This is a genomic window from Corynebacterium freiburgense, assembly GCF_030408815.1.
GTDB classification, from domain to species: domain Bacteria; phylum Actinomycetota; class Actinomycetes; order Mycobacteriales; family Mycobacteriaceae; genus Corynebacterium; species Corynebacterium freiburgense.
The window spans coordinates 647,398-671,260 of the sequence record NZ_CP047355.1; the positions used below are offsets into that span (position 1 = coordinate 647,398).

26 protein-coding genes are annotated in these 23,863 nt (G+C 50.7%); 14 read left to right on the forward strand and 12 right to left on the reverse strand.

The genetic code is table 11. The annotated features are described in order from the left end of the window. Positions 1 to 305: 305 nt before the first annotated feature. On the reverse strand, positions 306 to 731 hold the full coding sequence (locus tag CFREI_RS02965; protein WP_027012513.1) for a hypothetical protein: 426 nt from the start codon (positions 729 to 731) through the stop codon (positions 306 to 308). Between the two features lie 174 nt (positions 732 to 905). On the opposite strand from CFREI_RS02965, the gene CFREI_RS02970 reads away from it, so the two are divergent. The 6 genes from CFREI_RS02970 to CFREI_RS02995 all read left to right on the forward strand — a co-directional run bounded on the left by CFREI_RS02970 (position 906) and on the right by CFREI_RS02995 (position 8,854). Continuing rightward, positions 906 to 1,316 (forward strand): HAD family hydrolase, encoded by a 411-nt coding sequence (locus tag CFREI_RS02970; RefSeq protein ID WP_027012514.1) that lies wholly within the window; start codon positions 906 to 908, stop codon positions 1,314 to 1,316. Continuing rightward, positions 1,316 to 1,819, forward strand: a complete 504-nt coding sequence (locus CFREI_RS02975; RefSeq protein WP_027012515.1) for a DUF6912 family protein — start codon at positions 1,316 to 1,318, stop codon at positions 1,817 to 1,819. Before CFREI_RS02970 ends, CFREI_RS02975 begins: the two co-directional genes overlap by 1 nt. Before the next feature lie 86 nt (positions 1,820 to 1,905). Further along, positions 1,906 to 2,946, forward strand: coding sequence for a ferredoxin reductase (locus CFREI_RS02980; protein WP_027012516.1), 1,041 nt, complete (start codon positions 1,906 to 1,908; stop codon positions 2,944 to 2,946). Positions 2,947 to 2,955: 9 nt separating this feature from the next. Next, on the forward strand, positions 2,956 to 4,254 hold the full coding sequence (locus tag CFREI_RS02985; protein WP_027012517.1) for a fatty acid desaturase family protein: 1,299 nt from the start codon (positions 2,956 to 2,958) through the stop codon (positions 4,252 to 4,254). Positions 4,255 to 4,434: 180 nt separating this feature from the next. Continuing rightward, entirely contained in the window at positions 4,435 to 7,122 is a 2,688-nt protein-coding gene (locus tag CFREI_RS02990) for a DUF5979 domain-containing protein (protein WP_156907741.1), read from the forward strand. 100 nt (positions 7,123 to 7,222) lie between these two features. Further along, positions 7,223 to 8,854, forward strand: coding sequence for an LbetaH domain-containing protein (locus tag CFREI_RS02995; protein WP_027012519.1), 1,632 nt, complete (start codon positions 7,223 to 7,225; stop codon positions 8,852 to 8,854). 28 nt (positions 8,855 to 8,882) lie between these two features. Here CFREI_RS02995 and CFREI_RS03000 read toward each other — a convergent pair whose 3' ends face one another. The 6 genes from CFREI_RS03000 to aroA all read right to left on the reverse strand — a co-directional run bounded on the left by CFREI_RS03000 (position 8,883) and on the right by aroA (position 14,231). After that, positions 8,883 to 9,197: a hypothetical protein gene (locus CFREI_RS03000; protein WP_027012520.1), complete on the reverse strand. Its 315-nt coding sequence runs from the start codon at positions 9,195 to 9,197 to the stop codon at positions 8,883 to 8,885. A 60-nt stretch (positions 9,198 to 9,257) separates the two neighbouring features. Further along, positions 9,258 to 9,590 (reverse strand): hypothetical protein, encoded by a 333-nt coding sequence (locus tag CFREI_RS03005; protein ID WP_156907742.1) that lies wholly within the window; start codon positions 9,588 to 9,590, stop codon positions 9,258 to 9,260. A 15-nt stretch (positions 9,591 to 9,605) separates the two neighbouring features. Next, a complete protein-coding gene (locus tag CFREI_RS03010) occupies positions 9,606 to 10,232 on the reverse strand; it encodes a phospholipase A2 family protein (protein ID WP_205618456.1) in 627 nt (208 codons plus the stop codon). Between the two features lie 300 nt (positions 10,233 to 10,532). Next, positions 10,533 to 11,828: a chloride channel protein gene (locus CFREI_RS03015; RefSeq protein ID WP_027012523.1), complete on the reverse strand. Its 1,296-nt coding sequence runs from the start codon at positions 11,826 to 11,828 to the stop codon at positions 10,533 to 10,535. Positions 11,829 to 11,971: 143 nt separating this feature from the next. Then, entirely contained in the window at positions 11,972 to 12,952 is a 981-nt protein-coding gene (rsgA, locus tag CFREI_RS03020; protein WP_027012524.1) for a ribosome small subunit-dependent GTPase A, read from the reverse strand. Beyond that, entirely contained in the window at positions 12,945 to 14,231 is a 1,287-nt protein-coding gene (aroA, locus tag CFREI_RS03025) for a 3-phosphoshikimate 1-carboxyvinyltransferase (RefSeq protein WP_035111979.1), read from the reverse strand. Before aroA ends, rsgA begins: the two co-directional genes overlap by 8 nt. A 10-nt stretch (positions 14,232 to 14,241) precedes the next feature. Here aroA and CFREI_RS03030 point away from each other — a divergent pair, with 10 nt between their 5' ends. Further along, positions 14,242 to 14,829 carry an SOS response-associated peptidase gene (locus tag CFREI_RS03030; protein ID WP_027012526.1) on the forward strand — a complete coding sequence of 196 codons (588 nt, stop codon included), beginning with the start codon at positions 14,242 to 14,244 and terminating at the stop codon, positions 14,827 to 14,829. Here CFREI_RS03030 and CFREI_RS03035 read toward each other — a convergent pair. Beyond that, complete coding sequence (locus tag CFREI_RS03035; protein WP_027012527.1) at positions 14,826 to 15,341, reverse strand: aminoacyl-tRNA deacylase; 516 nt, start codon at positions 15,339 to 15,341, stop codon at positions 14,826 to 14,828. The genes CFREI_RS03030 and CFREI_RS03035 overlap by 4 nt on opposite strands. A 33-nt stretch (positions 15,342 to 15,374) precedes the next feature. Between CFREI_RS03035 and CFREI_RS03040 the strand changes: the two genes are divergently transcribed. Then, the gene (locus tag CFREI_RS03040; RefSeq protein WP_027012528.1) at positions 15,375 to 15,956 is read left to right on the forward strand and encodes a sigma-70 family RNA polymerase sigma factor; all 582 of its coding nucleotides are present in this window, start codon (positions 15,375 to 15,377) and stop codon (positions 15,954 to 15,956) included. Between the two features lie 18 nt (positions 15,957 to 15,974). After that, positions 15,975 to 16,232: a mycothiol system anti-sigma-R factor gene (gene rsrA, locus CFREI_RS03045; RefSeq protein WP_027012529.1), complete on the forward strand. Its 258-nt coding sequence runs from the start codon at positions 15,975 to 15,977 to the stop codon at positions 16,230 to 16,232. Between the two features lie 410 nt (positions 16,233 to 16,642). On the opposite strand, the gene CFREI_RS13415 is transcribed toward rsrA, so the two are convergent. Then, complete coding sequence (locus tag CFREI_RS13415) at positions 16,643 to 16,717, reverse strand: 50S ribosomal protein bL37 (RefSeq protein WP_390885311.1); 75 nt, start codon at positions 16,715 to 16,717, stop codon at positions 16,643 to 16,645. A gap of 72 nt (positions 16,718 to 16,789) precedes the next feature. Further along, the gene (locus CFREI_RS03050) at positions 16,790 to 17,050 is read right to left on the reverse strand and encodes a WhiB family transcriptional regulator (RefSeq protein ID WP_027012530.1); all 261 of its coding nucleotides are present in this window, start codon (positions 17,048 to 17,050) and stop codon (positions 16,790 to 16,792) included. A gap of 452 nt (positions 17,051 to 17,502) precedes the next feature. On the opposite strand from CFREI_RS03050, the gene CFREI_RS03055 reads away from it, so the two are divergent. Then, the gene (locus tag CFREI_RS03055; protein WP_051255915.1) at positions 17,503 to 17,916 is read left to right on the forward strand and encodes a hypothetical protein; all 414 of its coding nucleotides are present in this window, start codon (positions 17,503 to 17,505) and stop codon (positions 17,914 to 17,916) included. Here the strand turns inward: CFREI_RS03055 and CFREI_RS03060 are convergent. Both CFREI_RS03060 and CFREI_RS03065 read right to left on the reverse strand, forming a co-directional pair. Then, positions 17,913 to 19,073: an Rv3212 family protein gene (locus tag CFREI_RS03060; protein WP_027012531.1), complete on the reverse strand. Its 1,161-nt coding sequence runs from the start codon at positions 19,071 to 19,073 to the stop codon at positions 17,913 to 17,915. The two genes, CFREI_RS03055 and CFREI_RS03060, sit on opposite strands and share 4 nt — an antisense overlap. Continuing rightward, complete coding sequence (locus CFREI_RS03065) at positions 19,070 to 20,506, reverse strand: DEAD/DEAH box helicase (protein ID WP_084170729.1); 1,437 nt, start codon at positions 20,504 to 20,506, stop codon at positions 19,070 to 19,072. Before CFREI_RS03065 ends, CFREI_RS03060 begins: the two co-directional genes overlap by 4 nt. A gap of 132 nt (positions 20,507 to 20,638) precedes the next feature. Here CFREI_RS03065 and CFREI_RS03070 point away from each other — a divergent pair, with 132 nt between their 5' ends. The 4 genes from CFREI_RS03070 to CFREI_RS03085 all read left to right on the forward strand — a co-directional run bounded on the left by CFREI_RS03070 (position 20,639) and on the right by CFREI_RS03085 (position 23,817). Continuing rightward, positions 20,639 to 20,863: a DUF3107 domain-containing protein gene (locus CFREI_RS03070; protein ID WP_027012533.1), complete on the forward strand. Its 225-nt coding sequence runs from the start codon at positions 20,639 to 20,641 to the stop codon at positions 20,861 to 20,863. 168 nt (positions 20,864 to 21,031) lie between these two features. Continuing rightward, a complete protein-coding gene (locus CFREI_RS03075) occupies positions 21,032 to 21,892 on the forward strand; it encodes a DUF3152 domain-containing protein (RefSeq protein ID WP_027012534.1) in 861 nt (286 codons plus the stop codon). Beyond that, on the forward strand, positions 21,840 to 22,955 hold the full coding sequence (gene moeB / locus CFREI_RS03080; RefSeq protein ID WP_027012535.1) for a molybdopterin-synthase adenylyltransferase MoeB: 1,116 nt from the start codon (positions 21,840 to 21,842) through the stop codon (positions 22,953 to 22,955). The genes CFREI_RS03075 and moeB overlap by 53 nt, the downstream gene beginning before the upstream one ends. Positions 22,956 to 22,965: 10 nt before the next feature. Next, positions 22,966 to 23,817, forward strand: a complete 852-nt coding sequence (locus tag CFREI_RS03085) for a TIGR02569 family protein (protein ID WP_035112080.1) — start codon at positions 22,966 to 22,968, stop codon at positions 23,815 to 23,817. Positions 23,818 to 23,863: the final 46 nt, after the last annotated feature.

Sequence of the window (23,863 nt, forward strand, 5' to 3'; positions counted from 1 at the left end):
TGTACTTGTACAGCACAGCATCCGGGGAACATTTCAGAACCGGGGAGTATGTTGGCTCGTTCAAGATCACGGGTTTATGGGCAGGAAGTTTAGCTAAGGGCTTTCGGGCATTAGGTCCTACAAAATTAGGAAGTTTTCTGAAACACCCGGATTTTGTATCACGAGGCGAAAACGCCCAGCTCAAACACACTCGCCCCTTGAAGCAACAAGCTCCAGAACCCAACAAGCTCCAGAACCCAACAGGCTCCAGAACCCAACAGGCTCCAGAACCCAACAAGCTCCAGAACCCAACAGGCTTCACGCTTCTATAAAATCCGCAAGGCAGCGAGTTTGAGTTTCCCAGAACTAGTGAATTGGATTTTCGCGGCATAAGCATAAGTTTTTCCGGCGAGTTGGCAGGCGCCGCTGATATTAAGCGTGGTTGGGTTTTGTTGGTGCGCGTGCATTGATGTGATGGTGGCGGGGCCTCGCTGTTGGTAGCGTCGGCGTGCTGTGATGTGCCGCAGTACAGAGGGATGGTAGCGCTCGTTGGTCAGTATATTGATGGGTTTGATGCCGGTGGCTACTTCGAGTGCGGTGTTGATGATGTGGTGGACTGCGTGTTGGTTGAGCAAGCGCGCCTTTGCAGGTTTTTGCGGTGTTTTCTTTTCTGGTGTTGTTTGAAGTGTTGGCTGTTGTGGGGTGGGTTTCCAGGTTTTTAGGTGGTTGAATCCTGGTATTGGTGTGAGCATTGTTTGGTTTTCCCCCGGGATTTTGGTGTTTTATATTGCGCACGGTGACTTTTGTGGGCTTTCGGGATAGTTTTACTATGTCATGTTTTTGTGCGGGCATGCGTGTGTGCTGGTGTATGCGGGTGCATGTTTTTTAGTGTTGTAGCGCTGTTTTTGTAAAGGAGTTCGAAGAGCGTGCGTGGTTTGATTGTGGAGTATGTTGGCGTGCTTGATGGTTCGGATGAGGATCAGCGCAGGTGGCGGCAGCTATTGGCGGCGGCGAAGGCGCACGGTGTTGGCACGGTGATTCTTTCGAATGAGGAAGATCCAGAGAAGGTGCAGGCTATGCAGGCATTGCATGCCGATGGGGTGGTTGATGCTGTTGTACTGGCTAAGGATACTGGTCTGGTAAAGCCAGATTTGGAGTCGTTTCAGTTTGCGGCGGATGTTGTGGAGTTGGATCGCCGGGATTGTGTGCTTGTAGATTCGGAGATTCTGAATGTTCGTGCCGCTGTTGATAGTGGTTTGATTGGGGTGTATTACCAGCAGTTTGATAGGGCTGTTGTGGAGATTATGGGGTTGTTTGGTATCGAGGGCGAGTTCTAGTGAGGGTATATATTCCGGCGACATTCCCTATGTTGGGTGAGTTGCATGATGCAGGGGTGTTAAATGTACGTTCGGGGTGGGGGTTTGCGGTTACCCCCGCTTTGCGTGATTTTTATATTTCTGGGGATGAGGATGAGATCGCGCATTCCGCATTTGATGATGCCGCGCGGGCGTCGATTAGGTTATTGCAGATTGGCGTGGATGCTTTTCCGCACAGGCGTGTGGTTGTGTCGGTGGAAGTTCCGGATGCTCAGGTCGTTTTGGAGCCGGAGATGGGGGAGTCGGTAGTTAAGCTTTCACCTGCTCAGATTGGCCTGGATCAGGTTGCGGCTATACATGTTGATATTGAAGAGAACGAGGCGGCTACTGCGCGCGCAATCGAACTTATCGACGCCGCGGACCTCGGGGATGAGGACGCAGAGCTTCAGGTTGGCGACGCATTAGATAACCTTATGGCTTGGTACGACCCAATTGAGTTGCCGCTGTTGGTTGCTTTGTTCTAACCGATGCTTAGTGCGTTTATTTACAAATTAACCTACGTGTGCGTAAGCTACGGTATCGTAAATTTCGTACATGATAGGAGCCTTACGTGGCACCAGCCCTCCCACGCGACGGCTTGAGAACCCTTCGGGGTGTACTTCGTCGTTTTACGAGCCCGCTTTTGCCGGACGACTACACCCAACTAATTAATCCGCTATGGTCGGCCCGTGAATTGCGCGGTCGAATCGAACATGTGGAGCGCCCAACTCCGGATACTGTTAGCTTGAGTATTCGCTGTGGATGGGGTGTTCCTGTTGACTTTCATGCAGGGCAATATATTGGCATTGGCGTGCCTATCGACGGCCGCTACACCTGGCGTAGCTATTCGCTTACCTGTGCGCCACAACCACAGGGTGACGTACTTACGGTGACAGTTCGTGCCGTCGAGCGCGGTAAACTTTCCAACCATCTTGTCGGTACTGCAACTCCTGGAATGATGGTACGACTTGCGGCGCCAGCGGGGGATTTTCATTTAACAGATCCCGTTCCGGAGAAGCTCTTGTTTATTTCCGCGGGGACCGGAATCACCCCAATTATTGGAATGCTGCGTACTTTGGTTGACCGTAACCAGTTGGGGGATGTGGTACTCGTGCATTCGGTACGGCATCGCAATAGTGTGTTATTTAAAGAAGTTCTAGATGCACTACCTATTCCCGTACATTTGCAGGTAACCAGTGAACAGGGACGTCTTAGTATTGCGGACATTCAAGCATTAGTACCGGATGTTGATGAGCGAGAGATCTATGCTTGCGGACCTGCGGAGATGCTTGATGCACTGGAAGCCCAGTGGCCTGATATTCGGACAGAGCGGTTTACGTTAGATCGTGCGTCTGATGCCACGGGTGGTGTTGTGCGTTTTGGTGATCGCGCTGAGATCAAAGTAGACGGTGCGACCACAATTCTGGAAGCCGGGGAATCCGCTGGAGTGCAGCTGCCATTTGGATGCCGGATGGGGATATGCCAGACGTGTGTTCGTCCATTGGAAGATGGACATGCACACGATCTTCGTACCGGAGAAACCCATAGCCCAGGAGCGCGTATCCGCACATGCGTTTGTGTGGCTGCAGGGGATGTTCGAATTAGTCTTTAGGAGGAAACAATGGCAATTGATAATATTCGCGCATATTCGCATTTAACAGATGAAGACATTGAGGAAATCGGCCGTAGGCTGGATGCCATTAAAGAAGAAGTCGAATCTTCACTTGGCGAGCGGGATGTCGCATATATTAAGAACCTTATTCGGTTTCAGCGAGGTCTTGAAGTGGCAGGCAGAGCTACACTGCTTTTTAGCCATAAGAAAGCCTGTTTCTGGGCTGGAAGCGGTATGCTCGCGCTTTCGAAAATTCTTGAAAACATGGAAATTGGCCACAATGTGATTCACGGTCAGTGGGACTGGATGAATGATCCAGAGATCCATTCAACGACGTGGGAATGGGATATGACATGTCCTAGTTCCCAGTGGATGCACTCCCATAATTTCGTCCACCATAAGTACACCAATATTATTGGCATGGACAACGATGTCGGATACGGGATTTTGCGTGTAACCCGCGATCGGAAGTGGACTCCTGCTCACGCCTTCCAACCAGTTACAAATGTTGTCCTAGCTTCCCTTTTTCAGTGGGCAATCGCCTTCTATGATGTGGAACTTGGCCGCTATTTTGCCGGTAAACAAACATGGGAGGAAACCGCGCCGCGATTCTGGGAAGCAGTACGGAAATCCGGCAATCAGGTATTGAAAGATTACGTACTTTTCCCAGCACTGACTGGCCCGAATTATCTGAATACTGTCAAAGCAAATGCCGCCGCAAACTGGATCCGTAGTGTATGGGCATATGCGGTAATTTTCTGTGGTCACTTCCCAGATGAAGCAGAAACATTTACTAAGGAGCAGTTCCATACCGAAACTCATGCAGAGTGGTATTTGCGTCAAATGCTGGGTTCTGCAAACTTTAAGGGTGGAAAACTACTGACCATTCTTTCTGGCAATTTGAATTATCAGATCGAGCATCATCTATATCCTGATATGCCTTCAAACCGGTTGGCGGAAATTGGCAAAAAGGTGCAAGCTCTTGCTGAGGAATTTGATCTCCCATACAACATCGATTCGTTCCCCAAGCAGTTTTTAAAGGTGCAACGGACACTCTTAAAGCTGACATTGCCAAATCATTTCTTAGTAGCATCCCCACACAATGCACCGGAAGTACGTTCGAATCGGGCGTTTACGGACCATCCTGAGGTGGAGTCGCAGCTTCATATCGGTGTAGACGAGTTTGGTAAGCGCCGTGGCCTTAAGCCAGGGTTACAGCTTTTGAAGTCGATCCGCCCTGGCGTACAGGACGTCGTAAATTCCTATCTTGGTCGACGTAAAAAGGTTGCGCAAAGCATAACAGCCTGAGCTGCCAATAAGCTTTCCGTAAGTTCTGTGTATGCCCTCACCTGCAGGTTTTACATTTTTTAATGAAAAGTACCGTTTGGGGGTAGATAATCTGAGGTCCTTGTAGGAGAAGTGTCAGCATGGCATATTGAGGACTTTAGGGGCGATAGAATGGCCCATGGATTACGGAAGGCAGCACTCATGATGCAGTTGAAAATGGGCGCGAGGGCGGTGGCCACCGCCTTAGGGGTCATCGCACTGATGTTCGCGCTCGTTGTTCCTTTGGCACATGCCGGGGAACCTGTACGTGTTGAAGTAAACTCGACGCGCGCGGTGAAATCTGATGCAAATGGAAAAGAACATCTCGAGGGGGAGCAAGCGCAAATATCGGTAGATGACGTCGTTCGTGTCACTATTGGTTTCACTGCTTTAGAGGCCTCCACGATTCGGCAAGGCGATACGATAACCGTAAATATCCCGCCGGAATTTGAGGCCTATGCGCAACAAGATTTCGATCTTCACTTTCATGCCTACGAAGGGGAACCGGTAGGCCGTTGTACTCCTACTGCGCAAGCGATTACTTGCACATTCAATGATGACCTAGAGCAGCGTGCTCGTTTAGCTGAAGACCGTGCACCGGGAGAACTATGGTTTCTAGCAAAAGCAAAAGAAGCCTCCAAAAACACTGAATTTGATTTCTCCGTCAACTCCGTTCCTGCATTGGTTCAGATTCCACTCGGTATTGCTGGTCAACTACGCGCATACGAACCTCAGGTATTTGATAAAGTAAGCACTCCGATCGAGGATTCTCATACGGAAATTCCATGGAGCGTACGATTTCATGGTGAGGATATTGCCAATAAACTCGGTGTCACATTCGATGGTGTTACTCCGCAAACAATTGAGTTTGAGGATAAACTCGGAGACGCATTTCAAGAATTTCCAGTAGGCGAGCAGCATGAACGAATTTTGCGAAATTGGGCGCTTGTAGAGTCTATCTCGGCAACATCCACGGAATCTCGAGGCTTGGCAAAACCAGGAAATTCCCTTGCAGATGGTTTCGAAATGCAGGTGGAATTTACTCCAGAAGGAAGCGCGCGGATCCGGCTTACTGGACCATTCCGTCCTGATGCTAATTACTTGATTGGTCTCCGTACACCACTGCGTTCGGAATTCAGAGGACATGCTTGTGGTCGGGAGTACCATAATTCAATTTCACTTCTTGGCGGATCTGGTGAAACGGTTATGGGGTCGGTGCATTGTGGTGAACGTGCCAATGGAAAGATAACGCTGGCACCAGGGTTTGGTGGCATTCACGTGGTGAAACAATTCCAGAACCCAGAAAACGTTGCTGCTGACCGATTTATTAATGCTGATTACGTTATTAAAGTGAAATACACGTTTCCAAATGGAGCACGCGCCGGTGATTTTCGGCTCAATGGCGGAGAATATACTGCGCCGGGAACTTTAAATAATGAACACACTGGTGGTGAGGCTGAAATCGCTTTGAAGTCTGTCGGCGGTGGCGAACTGAAAGGTGAACTCGAGGGCCAATTGCCAAAAGGAACATCTGTAGTACTTACAGAATTACTGCCGCGGGTCGAGGGCATGGTTTGGAAAGTGCCAGAGTTCCATCCCAGTAATACCTTTATAATTCAGGATCTTACGTCCACCGAGATCATTCTAAAAAACACGATCGAAAAAGTAACGAGCGAAAAAGCACCGGTGAAAATACTAAAAAAGATCTCCGGAGCCCCAGTAAATGCGCCGACTGGATTTGATTTCTTAGTGCAGTGTGAAGGCGAAGCTGACCGTCAGGTTCGTGTGGAAGTAAATAAAGAAACTGGAATAGGCAATATTGAGGTTGGCAAAGAATGTACTGTAACGGAGCAGGATTCCACGCCGCCAGCCGGATATATTTTACAAAAACCTGATCCGCAAAAGTTCATTATTCCAAATAATGGCCATACCTTTACGTTTGTAAATACCTATGTACAGGATTATGGGCCTTCCGGGACGTTTACATTAGTGAAGCGGGTAGAAGCTGAACCAGGTATTTTGGTGCCAAGTACATTTGATTTTTCGTATCGGTGTGAAAAAGAAGGCACAACTGATGTATTTGCCGATAAGTTAAAAGATGTTGTGCCAAATACCCCGCGAGAATCAGCGAAAATTCCGGAAGGTTTTACTTGCACGGTTACGGAATTAAATGCAGATATTCCTGAAGCAATATTGGAAATACAAAACCCTGGCAAAGTTCGGATCGGTGAACAGATCACGATTACTAATGTGTATTCGCGGATAATTCCGCAGGCTGGCACCTTTACATTGAAAAAGATTGTCCAGGCTGAACCGAATATCAAGGTCCCACAGGAATTCCAGTTTGATTATCGTTGCACAAAGTCGGGATCACCGGATATTACAGGCACTATCGAACATGTGCAGGCTGGCACAGCCGTAATATCTGGCGAAGTTCCAGAGGGCTATACCTGTAGTGTGAATGAACGGGAAGCCAAGGTTGATGGTTTGGACTGGAATGTGGCGGTGTCTGGTCCAGTATCGGCGGGGCAGGTGGTTACGGTGACTAATTCGTATTCGCGCTCAGATACGCCGCCAGTATCATCGAGTTCGAATTTGCCTTGGTGGCTACTAGGTATCCCTCTTTTGGGTGGGTTAGCTTCTGGTGGCGCTCCTCAGGAAAGTGTTGCAGCGCCAAGCGGTACTGCAATGCCGTCGAATCAGGGCGTCGAAAAGCCAGTGCAACATGCGGAAACAGTGCGAAAGCCGAGTGTGCTGGCAAATACCGGGGCGTCGGTATTTGGTGTGATTGCGTTTGCGGTGATCGCTGTGGTGATTGGTATCTTCTTGGTGCGCCGTAAGAAGAAGTAGGGAGTTTGCTAACGACGTCCTTTAAGGTCCGGGCAATGCATGAAGCTCGGGCCTTTGCCGTGTTTAGCTGGTACGGAACCCCGGCAGAAAGGCAGGCAGCGTGTCAGCTAGTTTTAAACTCACCAGTGAATCGCAGATGACAGCCTACGGTGTGCGTGTGTTTAGAATTCAAGCACTGGAAAACCTACCATTGCACGGCGTTCGCAAAGGGGAGCGCGGCGGCTGGGTCAGCTCGGCAACAACATCACGCGGCAAGCCCCGCCTTTCCGGACAGGCATGGCTTGGAAATGAGGCGATGCTTATCGACGACGCGCGCGTCAGCAATACCGCCATTGTTTCCGGCCATGCTGTGGTCCGGGGAACAGCCCGAATTCGAGGACATGCTCGGGTATTTGGCCAAGCCAGAGTTTCCGGAAATGCTAGAGTGTCCGGCTATGCTCAAGTAAGTGGGGACGCCAATGTATATGAATGCGCACACATTACTGGACATGCACAAATCACCGAATCCGCAATTATTGGCGGGCGTGCGCTGGTAACCGGAATGGCACGAATATTCGGGCAAGCAAGCATTATTGATCGCAGCCAAATCCTCGGACGAAGTGCAGTGGGAGATATGGTTTCGGTTTCTGGTCGCGCCAAGGTCGAGGACGTGGAAGCCCACGGGGAAGTGCATATTTGCGAAAACGCCCATGTATTTGGGGGAGCGCATATTCCACCGATTGGATATATCGGTGGTGCAGCAAATATTAGCCATACCTCGCATTGTCTTATGGTTTCGCCATTTGGCCCGCAAGGCGACACCCTGATGGTGCTACGCCAGTACGATAACTCTCCGGAAATTACGCTTGGTTATTGGCGGTTTAGGAAATGGAAAGAATTTAAGTGCGAAGTAATGAGCTGGGAGAACCAACACATTTGGAAACCCTGGCTTACGGTTATTCGTTCCACTATTAAATCTTGGTCCGAAACCCGAGAATCTTCACACATTGGTTTGAGCTATGAGCTAACAAACCTGCGGAAAGTAGTGGGACTTTCGCCGGAAGTGCTTTTTCGTATTCGTGCCACCCGCGATATCCCTGAACAAGGTGTCCGTAAAGGTGACCTCGGCGGATGGGTACAAAGCGGCTTTACTAGCAGCGGCGAACCACGAATTTCCGGAACCGCCTGGCTGCACGACAATGCCGAACTTCGTGCAGACGCGTTAATAAAAGACAACGCCCGCGTGGCTGGTCACGTAATCCTGGATGATTCCGTAATCGTCGATGGAAACGCCCACATTTGCGACGCCGCCGAAATCGTTGGGCGATGCCGAATAACAGGCAATGCAAAAATTCAGGATAATGCCTGCCTTGCCGACGACGTGTTTGTAAGCGGAGAAGCCTTCGTTGGGGGAAATGCATGGTTAAGCGGCAGCATTAGCCTTTTTGATAATGCGAAAGTTACATCCAATTCCGTAATACGCGGCGACGCCTGGATCGCACAAGGGGCCGAAATTACCGAGGCTGAGCATGTGAAATCATTCGAAAATATTGGCCCTGGGAGGAATGTCACGCTATATCGGAGCGACGATGGAACCCTCCGGATAGTTGAAGACGAATGGGAATTGCAATCCTGGTCAATTACGGATTTTGAAAAAGAAATTACCCGCCGTAATTGGGATGATCCAGTATGGCTAGCTGAATACCGAAATGTATTGCGAATTGCCCATCTCCTTTCTGGGAGATGGGCATAAAAGTGGGTGAGTTTTTGGTGCTCAGGGCCTAGATTAAATATTCGGTTGGGAAATTGCCGAATGTAATGATGTAGAGGAATAGTGCGGCTGCGAAACTCAACCAGATTGTAAAAATGGGTGAAAACGCCGCAAAGAACGCAAGAATTCCTAGCCAAGAATTACGCGCAATAGCAGCAAATATGCCCGCTAGGATTCCAATTGGGATGGTGATTTGATAGTAGACACCTATGCCTTGGGGATACACACCTGGGAACAGGTATGGAAAGGCAATGGCGAATATTGAAATGAGTATTGAAACCCACCCCGCCCAGTTGAGTTTCTTGCACTTCTGGAAAATACTCATACTATTCGCCTTTGCTATGTTGATGAATTGCACGGGCTCATGTTGGGATTAGCTGAGATCTCAATGCCAGTGGGCATAGCGTGGGGTAAACAACCAATCTTCGGGTGAGATGTGTCCGAAAGTAATGAGTTGGACGAATAGTCCGACGATTGTTAAAAGGAATACGCCTACGAATGGTGCGGCAATGGCAACACAGCCCAACATTGCAAGAAATGGGTTTCGGCCAATAATTGCGAGCACAATCGCTATGATTCCGAGCGGGATGGAGAAAAGGAAATAATCTAACAGCCCATTAGGGAAAAGGCTCATAAAAAGGTATGGGAAAACGATTGTGCCTAATGAAATAAGAAGTGATGCCCATTCGGCCCATTTCAGTTTCTTCATCCTGCTCATATAAATCACCTCTGGTTATGCAAAAGGATTGCAGGGAGCGGTACTGAAATATGTAGCGATTGCTACAGCTTTGGCTTTTTCAGCTGCTCCACTAAAACGACTGGTTCGGATAGCCTGAACAAGCTCACGGTCACAAGAACATGCAAAATATCCACGATTGCCATAGCAACGATCGTGTGTTTGACAAAGCCTATCAAGGGTGTCAATAGGTGCGCCTGGGCCACTATGTCCAGGACCGCACCAGTTGCCATGAATCGGGATACCTAGTTCTTGGGTAAATTCCGAGTTCTTTTCATGGTATTCGGCGATTTTATTGAATTCTTCACCAGTGCTTATCAAATATTCTGAGGCATTGTCTTGTTTTGCTTTAGCGGAATTAAATCGAGGCTGACCATTCGATTCCTGCACAATGTACTGCCTGAGAGTGGCGGCAGCAGTGTCAATATCGGTATCTTCGGTGACGTCAGATGCCGGAATGGGAGCAGTATCGAACTCAGTGATGTTCGCATCGTTGGTTTTGGGTTCAGTTACGGCAGTGACCTCGGATTCATCCGTTTCTTGGGCGGATGTGATTGGTATTGATACGAGCGCTGCAAAGATCATGCAGCAGGTCGATAGTGAAAGAGTAAGTTTTTTGATCACAATTAACTCCTATTCTTTATGATCAAAAACTAAATAAAATCCAACAGTACACCACTGTATAAGTTCCTAAAACGCCTTAAAGGGGCTAAGTGGGCAGTGAATTAAAAAATAAAACCAATTATTGTTACGGAATCGATTTTATCATTGGGTTTATTCTAAAATAACAAATTATTACAGGATTATTTCAGTTTCATTGCGCTACACATTTTTGGGTGCGCAAGATATCGTGTATTGCGAAACTCAATCAGAGGATAAAGACAGGTAAGAATTACTAATTTCCTGAAACGTCAGTGACTAGCTCTACCTGGGTGCTGGACGTGTTGGTGTGGGTTCGCCAGTCCATGCTGCGGATGTAAAGGGCTGGACGCGTTGTTCCTTATTTGTAATTAGACCCCAAATTCGTACGGCGAGGGCCGCAGCAACCACTGCAACAAACATTGGGAGATAACCTTGTGCCTGCATATCGGTGAATTCAATCGCAGCTATCATTCCAAACATTGGGGCAGCCATTGTGGTGGATAGAAATGCGGCGGCGCCCATAAGTGCGCAGGCACCTAACGGGACTTGTGGGAAGAGTGGGTCGATTGCTGTACCAATAATTGCGCCGATAATTGCCCCTAATGAAAACGCTGGGGTAAGGGTTCCTCCAACGGTCCCTACACGGAAACATACAAGCACCATAAGTACTCGTGCCACACCTAAAATAAGCAGTGTTACTAGCGGTAAACCTATGGTAAAAATCGTGTCGGCTGCCCAGCGCCCATTCGCGCTGACTCCTGGAATAAAGTAGGCGGTGGCAGCAACTGCAATGAATGCCAGGGGCATTTGCCAGAGTATTTTCCAATCTAAGGGGCGTGCTGCGGCGGCTGCACGTGCTGCAATACCAAACCAGTGCCCTGCCATTCCGGCAATAAATCCTACGATGATTGCGGCAATAACATTGTGGAAGTCTTCAGTAAGAGGAACTGTGTGGTAGATCGGGTGTGGATCTATAAAAAGACCTGTGGTTGCCACTGCCGTTGCGGAGGTAAGCATGGCGGTGACTACGGTTCGGGTAGACATTTCTACAAGCAACAATTCAAGGGTGAATAGTGCTCCGGCGAGAGGGAGATGGAAAGAGGCAGCAAGGCCTGCACCTGCGGCTGAGGCAACCACAATGCGCCGGGAATGAATATCCAAGTGAAACCATGAACTTATGCTGGCGGCGGAAAGTCCTCCGGCCAATCGGGGCGCGTTTTCTCGGCCTACAGGTGCGCCGGCGGCCACGGAAGTGACTTGGATAAATACGCTTAGTAGGGTTTCCAAAGTAGGCATTGGCCGGCCGCGCATTGCGCCGGGTACGGAAACCATGGGGCGTCCGAATTTTCCGAGTAGGTACCATGCCCAGGAGTTAATGATCCCCAGGAATATCAGGGTTATGGCGAGCCGAGTGGGGGATACCGCAGATCCTGGGTCGAGTGTATGTAAATGATCAGTGCCGTAGACAAGGCGTTCGGTAATTACTATGGCGTAGTTTAGGGCAGCAACGAGTAATCCGGTGACTACACCAGCAAGGACAGAAATAAGGGCAAGTCGGTTTAGCGGGGTTTCTGTCATGGGGCCGCGTTGGAGCGCTGGTAATGCTGGAGGCTCTGGTGTGACGCGGTCGTGGTGGGCGTCGATAAGCTTGCGTTCGCTAAGGCCTTGGCCGGAGCTGTCGTGGCTGCGTGAATGTCCGCTACCTACCCACCAGCCCATGATTACTCCCAGTCCTCATTGGTATTTAAGGCGGTGAGCAAGGTGCGTACGGCGGTGGCGCGCCGGGCGGATGTTCCGGTGAGGGTATCTAGGCCGCAACCGGGGTCATCTATATGATTGCAGCCTCGATCACAGGTTTGTACTGCGGCAGCAAGATCATCGAACACATTAATGATTGTATCTGGTTCGATATGTGCCAGGCCGAATGAACGAATGCCTGGGGTATCAATAATCCAGCCGCCATGCGGCAGCCTAAGTGCAACTGATTGTGTTGAGGTGTGGCGGCCTTTTCCTACTCCGGAAACTTCGCCAGTGGCACGCTCTGCATCTGGTACAAGCCTATTGACCAGCGTTGATTTGCCTACACCGGAGTGTCCAATAAGAGCTGTAATATGTCCTTCTACAACTTTTTCGATGTTCTGGAGGGGGTCCTTGATCCCGCAAATCACCACAGGAACATCGAGGTCTGCGAATTCAGATGCGAATTCGGCAGGGTCCCCCAAATCGGATTTAGTCAAACAAATAATTGGTTTTACCCCTCCGGCAAATGCGGCAATGAGTGCGCGTTCTACAAAACCGGATCTTGGGGGAGGGTCGGCTACCGCGGAGACAATAAGCAATTGTTCCGCATTGCCCACAACAATGCGTTCATAGGGATCTGTGTCATCTGCTGTCCGCCTAAGAACACTTGTTCGTTCTTCGAGTCTAACTATACGGGCAAGGGTGCCTGGCTTTCCGGAAGTATCACCGACAACCGCTACACGATCCCCAACCACAATGGGGGTTCGGCCCAGTTCACGTGCGCGCATACACACTACTGGATGTTCCTCGCCATCAAGGACTACTCCCCAGCGGCCTCGGTCTTTGGTTATAACCATGCCTACTTTCGCATTTTCGTGCGAAGGTCTGTCTTTGGTGCGGGGGCGGGAACCTTTTCCAGGTCGGATACGGACATCGGATTCATCCCAGGATCGCCTAGCCACTCGTCATAGCCTCCCACATAGCTGCAAATCCAGGCAGCGTTTTCGCGGTTGTTGCAATATTTTCTACCTTTACACCAGGAATAGTAAGTCCAATAATCGCCCCAGCTGTTGCCATTCGATGATCAGCGTAGCTGCGCCAAATACCGCCACGAAGTGGTGCGGGTTCAATATGTAGGCCGTCTGGAAGTTCCGTACATAATCCGCCCAGATTATTAATTTCTGCGGCGAGGGCAGCCAATCGGTCTGTTTCATGCCCGCGTAGATGTGCGATTCCGCGAAGTGTAGATGGGCTTTGCGCAAGTGCGGCCAGGGCCGCGATTGTGGGGGTGAGTTCGCCAATATCGGAGAGATCTAAATCTACGCCGTGTAATGCAGTGTTTGGTCCGGTAACAGCAAGTACACCGTAGTTATAGGAAACGGTACAGCCCATAGTTGCGAGGATATCTCGCATGGCGTCCCCCGGTTGAGTTGTTGTTTCCGGCCAGTGTGGGATGCGCATTGTCCCGCCCGTTGCGGCTGCGGCTGCTAGGAATGGGGTGGCATTGGAAAGATCCGGCTCAATATGCCATGTTCGTCCGGCGATCGTTCCGGGGGCTACTGTCCAAACTGTGTTGTCGCTTGTGCGTGTGGTTACTCCGGCGAGCCGCAGCATATCCAGCGTCATATCTATGTGTGGCGTGCTAGGGACTTTCGCGCCCCTATGGCGCACCGTCAATCCGTTCGGATATCGCGCACCAGCAAGTAGCAATCCCGAAACAAATTGCGAAGATGCCGAAGCGTCAATAGTGACCTCATTGCCGGTAATTGTTCCGCCAACCAGGGAAAACGGCAGGGATTCGCCCGTAATTTCTATTCCTAAATCACGGAGAGCATTGAGCATAGTGTGCATTGGTCGGCTTCGGGCTTGCTCGTCACCGTCGAATTCAACGATTCCAGAGGCTAAGGCTGCCAGCGGCGGTACAAACCGCATAACTGTTCCCGCTAGCCCGCATTCAACGCGCCCGCCACGCAGCTCACGTGGAGAAATCCGTACTGTTGTTCCATTGATGTCCACATTGGCGCCGAGTGCTGCAATCGCATCCATCATAAGGTCGGTGTCACGGCTGCGGAGGGCACCAACCAAGGTTGAAGGGGTGTCGGCAAGCGCCGCAAGGATGAGCGCTCGATTAGTAATTGATTTCGAACCCGGCACCTCCTGCGTCCACGAAATAGGCCCGGCTGGCGTAGGCGCCTCCCATAATGGCGCGGCGGCGGCTGTTAGATCACTCACATAGACCATGATAGAGGTTATGTGCGGACGCTTTGTTCTCTTTACCACCTCCGAAACGCTTCTCGACGCCGCGACCACCCTGCTTGGCCGTCCAGTAGCTGCCCCACATGGCACACCTGCTCCGCGCTACAACATTGCCCCCACGCACACCATTGCAATTATTAACGAGACTCTCCAGCCTGCACGATGGGGCTTCAGTGGTCGCACCACACTCTTTAATGCGCGAGCTGAAACCCTCGCTGAAAAACCATCATTTGCCTGGGCATTTCGTAATTCACGAATCCTTATCCCCATGGACGGCTACTACGAATGGCACGGCGGCATCCCGTACTATGTTTCCACTCATCAACTTCTATGGACCGCCGGACTGTACCGGAATGGTGAAGCCACTATGGTCACAACCGCGGCGCCTCCTGCCTTGGAATGGCTTCACCATCGGGCTCCGCTGTTACTTGCCCCAGAGCAAGCGAACACGTGGCTGAATGAGCCAACAATCGAAACTATGCAACCTACGAGCATCCAACTTCAAGCCCGACCCGCAAATAGTGCCGTAGGCAATGTGGCAAATGATTACCCAGAACTCCTACAATCCAATTCTTTATTCTAGGCTTGCAATTCCCCGAACCGTGCATGAGTCACCACAGCTAGATCTTCTGGCGATATCGCAATATCCAATCCACGCTTACCGCCAGAAACAAATACTTCCGCAAATTCCAACGCCGAAACATCGATTACCGTAGGCAAGGCACGCTTTTGGCCAATTGGTGAAATACCACCAGGAATATAGCCAGAAGATCGCTGCGCATCACTGGGTTGCGCCATAACCACTTTTGAAACCCCAAAAGCCGCCGCCGCTTTTTTGAGACTTAACGAACCTGAAACGGGGATCACCGCCACTGCTAAGTCCCGCTTGGGACCCTTCGCAGCTGTGAGATCAATCACTAGTGTTTTAAAAACTTGATTGGAACTGATTTTCAATTGAAGCCCCAGCTCATTGGCTGCATGAGCGCCATAATCCCCTTCGCCAGCGGCAAAGCTGTAAACCTTATGGGGTACCGCGGCGTCGACAAGCACTTGGAGAGCCGCAGTGGCCGCCGCACGGGACTTCTTCTTTGCCATAAAACCACCATATACCCCCTAAAATCGAAACTCATGACGGAACAATCCTCCGCTCGGTTCGAAGCTGAAGCGCTGCCACTGCTCGACCAGCTCTACGGCGGTGCACTACGAATGACCCGCAACCCCGCCGACGCAGAAGACCTCGTGCAAGAAACCTATATGCGGGCATACCAAGCATTCGATAGCTTTCAGCCAGGCACCAACCTTAAAGCCTGGTTGTACCGCATTATGACCAACCTCTATATCAATTCCTACCGCAAAGCCCAACGCCAACCCTCGCAGCTACCGACCGAGGAAATCACAGATCACCAACTCCTGCAAACCTCCACACACCTATCAACAGGATTGGAATCCGCCGAAGTCGAAGCACTGAAACTGCTGCCAAACTCCCGAATCACCGAGGCGCTGAATGACCTCCCGGAAGACTACCGAATGGTCGTCTACTACGCAGATGTAGAAGGGCTCGCCTACAAAGAAATCGCCGAAATCATGGACACACCACTCGGCACCGTTATGAGCCGACTCCACCGTGGAAGAAAACAACTCCGCGCAATGTTGAAAGATGTGGCCCAGGAACACGGCATTGGGTTAGAACGCCCAAAAAGCCGGCAATAATCGGAAGGCAAAACAAACATGAAAGACGATCATGAATGCTTTTGCGGATGCGAAGACGCCTACCAAGCACTCTTCGAACTGCTAGACGGACATATGGAAGAAGCCGAAGCACAACGGCTCAAAGAAAAAGTCCTCGCATGCCCCGCTTGCTTCCAAGCGCTCGGGATTGAGCAGGAAGTACGTTCTCTAATGAAACGCTGTTGTGGAGTGCACGCACCAGTGCAACTTAGAGAACGAATCACCGTGGCTATTCGAATTGAACAGCGCCGAAGGTAAGGGCGGAGCTTTTGGTGTGGTGAAGGCTTAGGTGAGGTCTTGGCGTGGGGGGTGGGTGTGGGACCCAGAGGCTTTAGCTTCGTGCCTTCATTGTTGGTTGGTTGTGCACGATGTAAATCTGCCTCAGGCAGATTTAACGCCAGTTTTTTCTGACCTGCAGAAATAGTGCACAAAATATCGCCGATTGTTAAATCTGCCTTTTTGTGCCTTTGGAATGCGCGTAATACGTGGAATATGAGGCGCTGCGAATCTTGGTTCCGTGCAAGACCCCGGATGGATTCTCGGGGAACTCACAAACTTGAACTTCATGCTTCAATTTCGGTCGAGTTGGGTGCGATGTAAATCTGCCTGATATGCAAAAACCGCCACATCTATTAAAAGAGTGGCGGTTTATAGCTCCTGAGAAAATACTAGGAGTTTGGTCGTTTTCCGTGGTTTGCCTTGCCCTTGCGGCGGTCCTTGCGCTTACGGCCACGCTTGCTCATGTGTATCTCCTTGAAAAAGTTGGTGTAAAACTTCTCACCACTGTAGTCGGAACAAGGCGTGGGATGAAATTTTTAGACTGTCGCGCGGGTGCGGGTACGACCACGGTTCTTACGGCGCTTGAGTGCACGGCGTTCGTCTTCGCTCATGCCGCCCCAAACGCCAGCATCCTGGCCGGATTCCAAAGCCCATGCGAGGCATTGGGAAGTAACGGGGCAACGATTGCACACAACCTTAGCGGTTGCTATTTGTGCGAGTGCGGGGCCCGAGTTGCCGACCGGGAAGAAGAGCTCGGGGTCTTCATCGCGGCACACTGCCTTGTGGCGCCAATCCATGTTTGTTCTCCTTCTCGTGTCAGGTTGTTCTCAGCTTAAAATTACGCTGCATCAGTGATACTCGCAAGGCCTACTTATGTATCCTCTTGAGATCGGGTAAATCTTGGGGGGATGAAGACGCTGTAAGAGTCCGAAAATGGAATCGTATGACGTCTCCGGCTACTGCAAAATAATGGCACGCTACGAGTTTCTTGGCTAGAGTTTAGGTTGAAAATGTGACAGAACTCACGCAAGGGGGATGCAACCTACACTTAGATTGGGTGCTCTATTGTTGCCGAAAGTTATTTTGATCGTGCACAACCAATATGAAGTGACCTGTGGGAATCGCTTTGATTCGGGGGTGAGTGTGGTGTTTTCTGCTTCGTCAATTCGGAACAAGCTTGCAAGGGGGTACATGAGGGTGTGTTCTCTTAGGGTGATACTAAGGTTTTAAGTAGGTAGAGTCGTTAACTGTGACTAAATCGCAACATTTGCCGCCATTAACTGTGCAACGAGCTGGCTGGGTGAGCTTTGCTGAAGCTCTTGTGGGGATGGGCTTTGCGGTTTTTCTGCTATTTCACCAGGATATCGGCAGGATTTGGCAGGAAAATCCGGAGAGCCTTTACCTAATCTTCGCCACCCCGATTTTTTTGGTTATTGTGTTCGGTGCCGTGGGATTTGGTGGCTGGATGATGGCACGGGGTAGACGTTGGGGGCGTGGTCCTGTAGTGATGTGGAATATCTTTTTATTGCCGCTGGCTTATTACATTGCTACAGCTGGGCAATGGTATTTAGGTGTGCCGGTATTGCTGCTTGGAGTGTTTGGATTGAGTCAGTTGTTTAGTCGGTCGGCCGTAGCGTGGGCTACGGCCAACTATGAGGTTTAGCGTAGTCCGACTAACTGTTCGCCTCGCTTTTCCACAATGGTGTCCCCCACTAAGGCAAGTGAGACATGGCCATTGTGGGAGCCCCTATCTATGGGGATCGTGTATTCGATTTCACCGGTTTTCCAATCGGCTACAGCAATACCCTCTTTTGTGGGAAAGAGTAGGCGGTCTCCTACGGCGGTCCCAGTGCCGAGTGCGTTGTCAAAGCTGTGAGTAATACTGAGATCCTCAGGTTTAAACAAGTAAAGTCGGTTTCCGTCGAACCATGTCATATGGTGCGGTAAATCCGCCATATCGCGGGAGTCAGGTTGGGATGCCGGAGGAACCTCAAAAACTAGGGGATGCTCAGATACAAAGGACAGAATTCTTGGCGTTGGTTTTGCTACATAGACGGCGGCGCCAGTTTGTCCGATGGCTACGAGTTGGGCATCAGTCCCGGGGATGGCAATATCGCGGGTGATTTTCGGTTCGCGGGAGTCTTCGGGGACTCGTTTTTGGTAGCGTAGCATCGCTTCGGGGCAGGTTTCTACCACGGCTACAAGGTCTTTTCGGGTGCCAGCGCTTTGTATAGTGCAGTCTTCGTGGGGTTGGAGGTTTGGTTCGGCTTTAATGGGTTTATCGCCGTATTCTACGGTGCGTACTAGGTCGCTGCGCCAGAGTTCTAAGCGTTCATGGTTGTAGGTTCCCACGGCGTCGTGGGAGCTTATTGGCCAGACATCGGTGGGGGCTTCGGAGCTTCGGGTGGCGTGGTATTTGCCGGTGGTGGAGGAAAGTGCGGTGACGTCTCCGCAGCCTGCAGCATTGCGGTATGTGGCGACGATGGAATGGAATGAGGCTGCCAGGGAGCACACATCAAGGTTTCTGCTATAGCTCCAAAGAGTTTCACCCGTGGTGGGGTTGAGGCCGGTGACTTTGCCGCCGTCTGCGGTGGCGATCACGCCGTCGATAAGCACTGGGCGGACTCCACCCCAGGTGTCGGGGTGAGTCCAGGCTTCGCTGAGTTGCCGTGGTGGAGTGGATAAGGTTGGGGCGGCGGTAAATTCTTGCTCGGCGGGAGCATAAACAGTATGGCGTGCAGGGGCGTTATACCAAACAGTGCCGACGCCCAGGAACGTGCAGGTAACAATTGCGGCTGCGGCAATAAGATTTCGGTTCATCGACGCCGCCGGGAAGAGCTATGTGAAGACTTACGGGATGAAGCACGTGTTTTAGATACGCGGTGTGGTGCTCGAATAGCCCCAACGCCGCCAAAAACTTTGCGGGGTGGTCCGACATTGCCTGTTGCGGATTCGGGGATGTCTAGGGCTTGGAAAAGCTCAGGGGAGGTAGAAAACCACTGCGGCGGATGAGGTTGATCGAGCCCTAACTCAGTATTAATAATCTGCCATTTCGGCAGTTCATCAAAGCCCACCAACGTAACAGCGGTACCAGACTGTCCAGCCCGTCCAGTACGCCCAATGCGATGCACATAGGTCATTTCATCATCAGGGGTTTGATAATTAATCACATGCGTGACATCCGTAACATCGATGCCGCGTGCAGCAACATCGGTGGCAACCAAAATATCGATCGTGCCATCGCGGAACGCTGTTAAGGATTTTTCCCTGGCTACTTGGCCCATATCGCCATGAACTGCGCCAACGGTAAAGCCACACATTGCTAATTCCTCAGCCACTTGGGCTGCGGTTCGTTTTGTCCGAGTAAAAATAATGGTTCGTCCTCGTCCTTGAGCTTGAAGTACCCGAGCCGTAATCGCCGTTTTATCCATACGGTGTGCCTGAAAGACCACTTGACGCGTAGTGGAATGAGTCTGCCCAGCGTCTGGTTCCTCCGCACGAATGTGCATTGGCTTATCCAAAAAACTACGGGCCAATGTGAGAATAGGCCCAGGCATAGTAGCTGAAAACAGCATTGTTTGGTGTTTATGGGTAAGGGCTTTTAGTAATTTCTCAATATCGGGGAGGAAACCCAAATCAAGCATTTCATCAGCTTCATCTAGGACGAGAATGGCGACCTTATCTAGGGTAAGGTCGCCACGCTGATATAAATCAATGAGCCGACCAGGGGTGCCCACAACAATATCTGTGCCATTTCGAAGCGCTTTGATCTGTTCTTCATAAGGCCTGCCCCCATAAATGGTAAGGATTTTTAGCGGCAGATTTTTAGCTGCAAGGCCAAGATCTTCCCCGACTTGGATAGCGAGTTCGCGAGTAGGAACCACCACTAATGCGCGGGGTGTTCCATCTATTTCCTCAATATCTGCGGCGTCGAAAACGCGATCGAGTAGTGGGACGCCAAAGCCTAGGGTTTTGCCCATGCCTGTTCGCGCTTGGCCAATAATATCGCCTCCATCCAGCGCAACTGGCAGCGTGAGTTCCTGAATGGCAAATGTATTTATAATCCCTGCGGTAGCTAGTGCGTCCGTAATTTCGACAGCTACGCCGAGTTCCGCAAAGGTGGGGCCAATTGAACTTGAGGTACCTTGAACTTGAGCAGACACGTCATTGATACTAGTTGTCTGGTGTCTATGATGGTGCAGGGCCCCAGATTCAGGGCGCGTCAGTGCACGGCTTTCTTGCCGGAAGCACATAGCATGAGTACTGCATAGGCAAACTATGAAAGCTTGAAGAGTCACCATTGAGGTTTACACACCTAAATGTGGGGTCTAGTTTTGAGATAGCTTTTATCCGCATATGCACACTTTCAAGAAAGAGTGGAGTTAATGGACATCAAAATTGGTTTTAGCGATAGCGCACGAGAACTCGTAGTGTCTTCCAATCAAACCCAAGACGAGGTAGTGCAATTGGTTAAAACCGCATTGGCAGATGATGCAGGTTCACTGCAACTCACCGATGACAAAGGCCGCCAGTATGTTGTGCGCAATAGTCGTATTGCGTATGTGGAGATTGGTACCACAACGCAACGTCAAGTCGGTTTTGCTGGATAACCATGTTTAGTGTTTCAAGCCATTGCTTTATATGGCTTGGAACATCCCGATGTATTCGCGGGAAAATTGCCCATTGTAACCCCATGGCAGATCATTTTGCAGGCTCGTTCAACGTTAAGGGAGTAAGCCATTTCTAGGCAGCGCCGCCCAGATGCGGAACCATTACTCGTGCGTTTTGCCCGTGAATTCGGGTGGCGTGCATATGCGATTCCAGTTTTGTTCGTTATTACCATTTGGGTGTTTGTAGACGTCCTTGTAGGCGCGAACACTGATGGGCAAACAACAACTACCGCAAATAAAACAGCAGCTACTTCGATTGTGACTTCGAGTCCACCTGGACGTGGTTCCGGCCCGAACCCGGCAAATACCCCAAAACCGCAGCTTGCAACGGGAGATCTTCCGGCGGGTGCACCGTATGCGGAGGCTGGCCTTGGTACTTTTCGGCTGGTAGGTAACCCTGGTGAGCAGGTGGGTCAAGGTTTGGAAAAAACCTATACATATGTGGTTGAAATTGAAGATGGTATTGATACCAGCACCTATGGCGGTGATGATAGTTTCGCGGCGTTGATAGACGCTACATTATCTAATCCAAAGGGTTGGATTGGGGACCCAAAGTTTGGTTTCCGTCATATTGGTCCAGATGAGGAACCGGACTTGCGTATTCAATTGGCATCTGCGGAAACAACCCACACGAACTGTGGTTTTGATATTAAGATGGAGACTAGTTGCTTCACCTCAGCAGGCAATCGTGTGATTTTAAATGAGTCTCGTTGGGTACGTGGCGCGATTCCCTTTGAAGGGGATTTAGGTTCGTACCGGCAGTATATGGTCAATCATGAGGTTGGGCATGGGATTGGTTTTTCCTCTCACCAGCCATGCGCGAAGGATGGTGAATTAGCACCAATTATGATGCAGCAGACGTTGAGTGTGAATAACTCCGAGTTACACGGGATTAACCCTGAGGAGGTCTATCCGGATGACAACGCAACCTGCTCCACAAACCCATGGCCGTTCCCTCACGCAGGCTAATTCTCGGCGCTATGCTCGCCATTTAGTGCTTCCCGGGGTTGGTGTTGAAGGGCAGCAAAAATTATTAAATGCTCGCGTATTGTGCGTAGGGGCCGGTGGGTTAGGCTCTCCAGTGATTCAGTATTTAGCCGCAGCCGGGGTGGGCACACTGGGGATTATCGACGGCGATGTGGTCGAGCTCTCCAATTTGCAGCGGCAGGTTATTCACTCTATGCCGGCACTTGGGCAAGTAAAAGCCGCTTCGGCTGCACAATGGGTGCATGCATTAAACCCGGATATTAAGGTTATTCCATATGAATATGATCTTAATGTCAGCAATATTCGGGAGATTCTTTCTGAATTTGATGTGGTGATTGATGGCACCGATAATTTTGCCACGCGATATTTAATTTCTGATTATTGCGCGGATTTAGAAATCCCGGTTGTATGGGGGTCGATTTATCAGTTTGAAGGTCAGATTTCCGTATTTGCCCAAGGCTTTACATTGCGTGATATTTATCCAGAGCCGCCGTCGCAAGCTGCTTCATGTGCAGAAGCTGGTGTATTTGGAGTATTACCAGGGGTAATTGGCACAATGATGGCCACGGAGACCATTAAATTTCTTACCGGTATTGGCGAGCCATTAATTGGGCGTATTGGAGTGTGGGACAGCCAAAAAGCCGAATTTCGAGTGTTAGGTTTTGAACGATCTCCGGAAAGTGAAGCGCTTCGCCATAGCGCTTTGGCAGCCGAAGTATGTGAGCCGGAGCCGCCAACAGGGGTGCGTACCCTTAGCATCGAGCAGTGGGGCGACCTTGTGGATTCTGGTATTACCTTGATTGATGTTCGGGAACCGCATGAATGGCGCGGTGGAGTGATTGGCGAACCTGTGTTTGCTCCATTATCTGCGCTGCGTAACCATGATTTTTCCAGTGTTGCACTACTTGACCGTAGGCAACCTGTCGCGGTGTATTGTGCGGCTGGCGCACGCTCTCGGGTAGCGGCAGTTCTGCTGGAAGAAGCAGGTTTTCTGGATGTCACTTCGCTCGAAGGTGGTATTACAGCTTGGTGGATGCGTGATTAAAATGTCCGCCATGAGTTTAATTCCCGAACGAGTTCGCAGTGCTTTCCATGTAGGCAATGGCCCAGCCGAAGTACTGGGACAAGAATGGGACTACGGTATCTTGGTGCAGCAAACCGTGCTAGCCCAGGTCGTGGACCCAGTGCAGGCTTCTTGGTCTGCTAAGGTGCGGGAAACAATTCACGCCGAGGGCGTCCGAATGGTCCGCCCGGTGCGTGCTACCGATGGACGGCTTGTGGTGAGCGGTTGGCGGGCATCTGCATACGCTGAAGGGCACAGTGCGCAACGCGTAGATGAGACCGTATGTGCGGCTCTACGGCTTGCAGACGCGCTTGCGGAGGTCCCTGTACCTGATTGTGCCGTTGCGAACGTTCGTGCGCCGTGGAGTGATAATGATCTTTTTGCGGTAGCAGATCGTGCAGCATGGTCGGCAAACCCCGCAGGTGTTCTGGAGTCTGGGCTCGATATTACGGCTACACCAAAGGAAGAACAGCTCGCGGCATTGCACCTGGCTGCTGAAATCACGCCGCATCTTACAGAGTTACATGCCCGCCGCCAGGTTGGTCACGCGGATATGCTAGCGACCACGTTGTATAAGGGTACGAATGTGCCGGTGGTTACGGATATTGTTCCCGTGTCACGCCCTCATGGGTATACCGCTGTCCAGGTAATGGTTGATGGGATGATTGCCGGTGCAGTGGATTATGGTGTGATTCGTAGGTTTGCTCATATACCGGATATTCCCCAATTGGTGCTTCGGGCAACATTGTATCGGCTATTTGTGCATACACTGCATCCGAGTGCAAAGCCGGAAACCCGAACCAATATGGAAAATCTAGTGAAATACTTAGTGCAAGGTTTTTAAAACGCTGGTAGTGCACCCCCATGCCGTGGGTGTTGTTTGGTGGGTC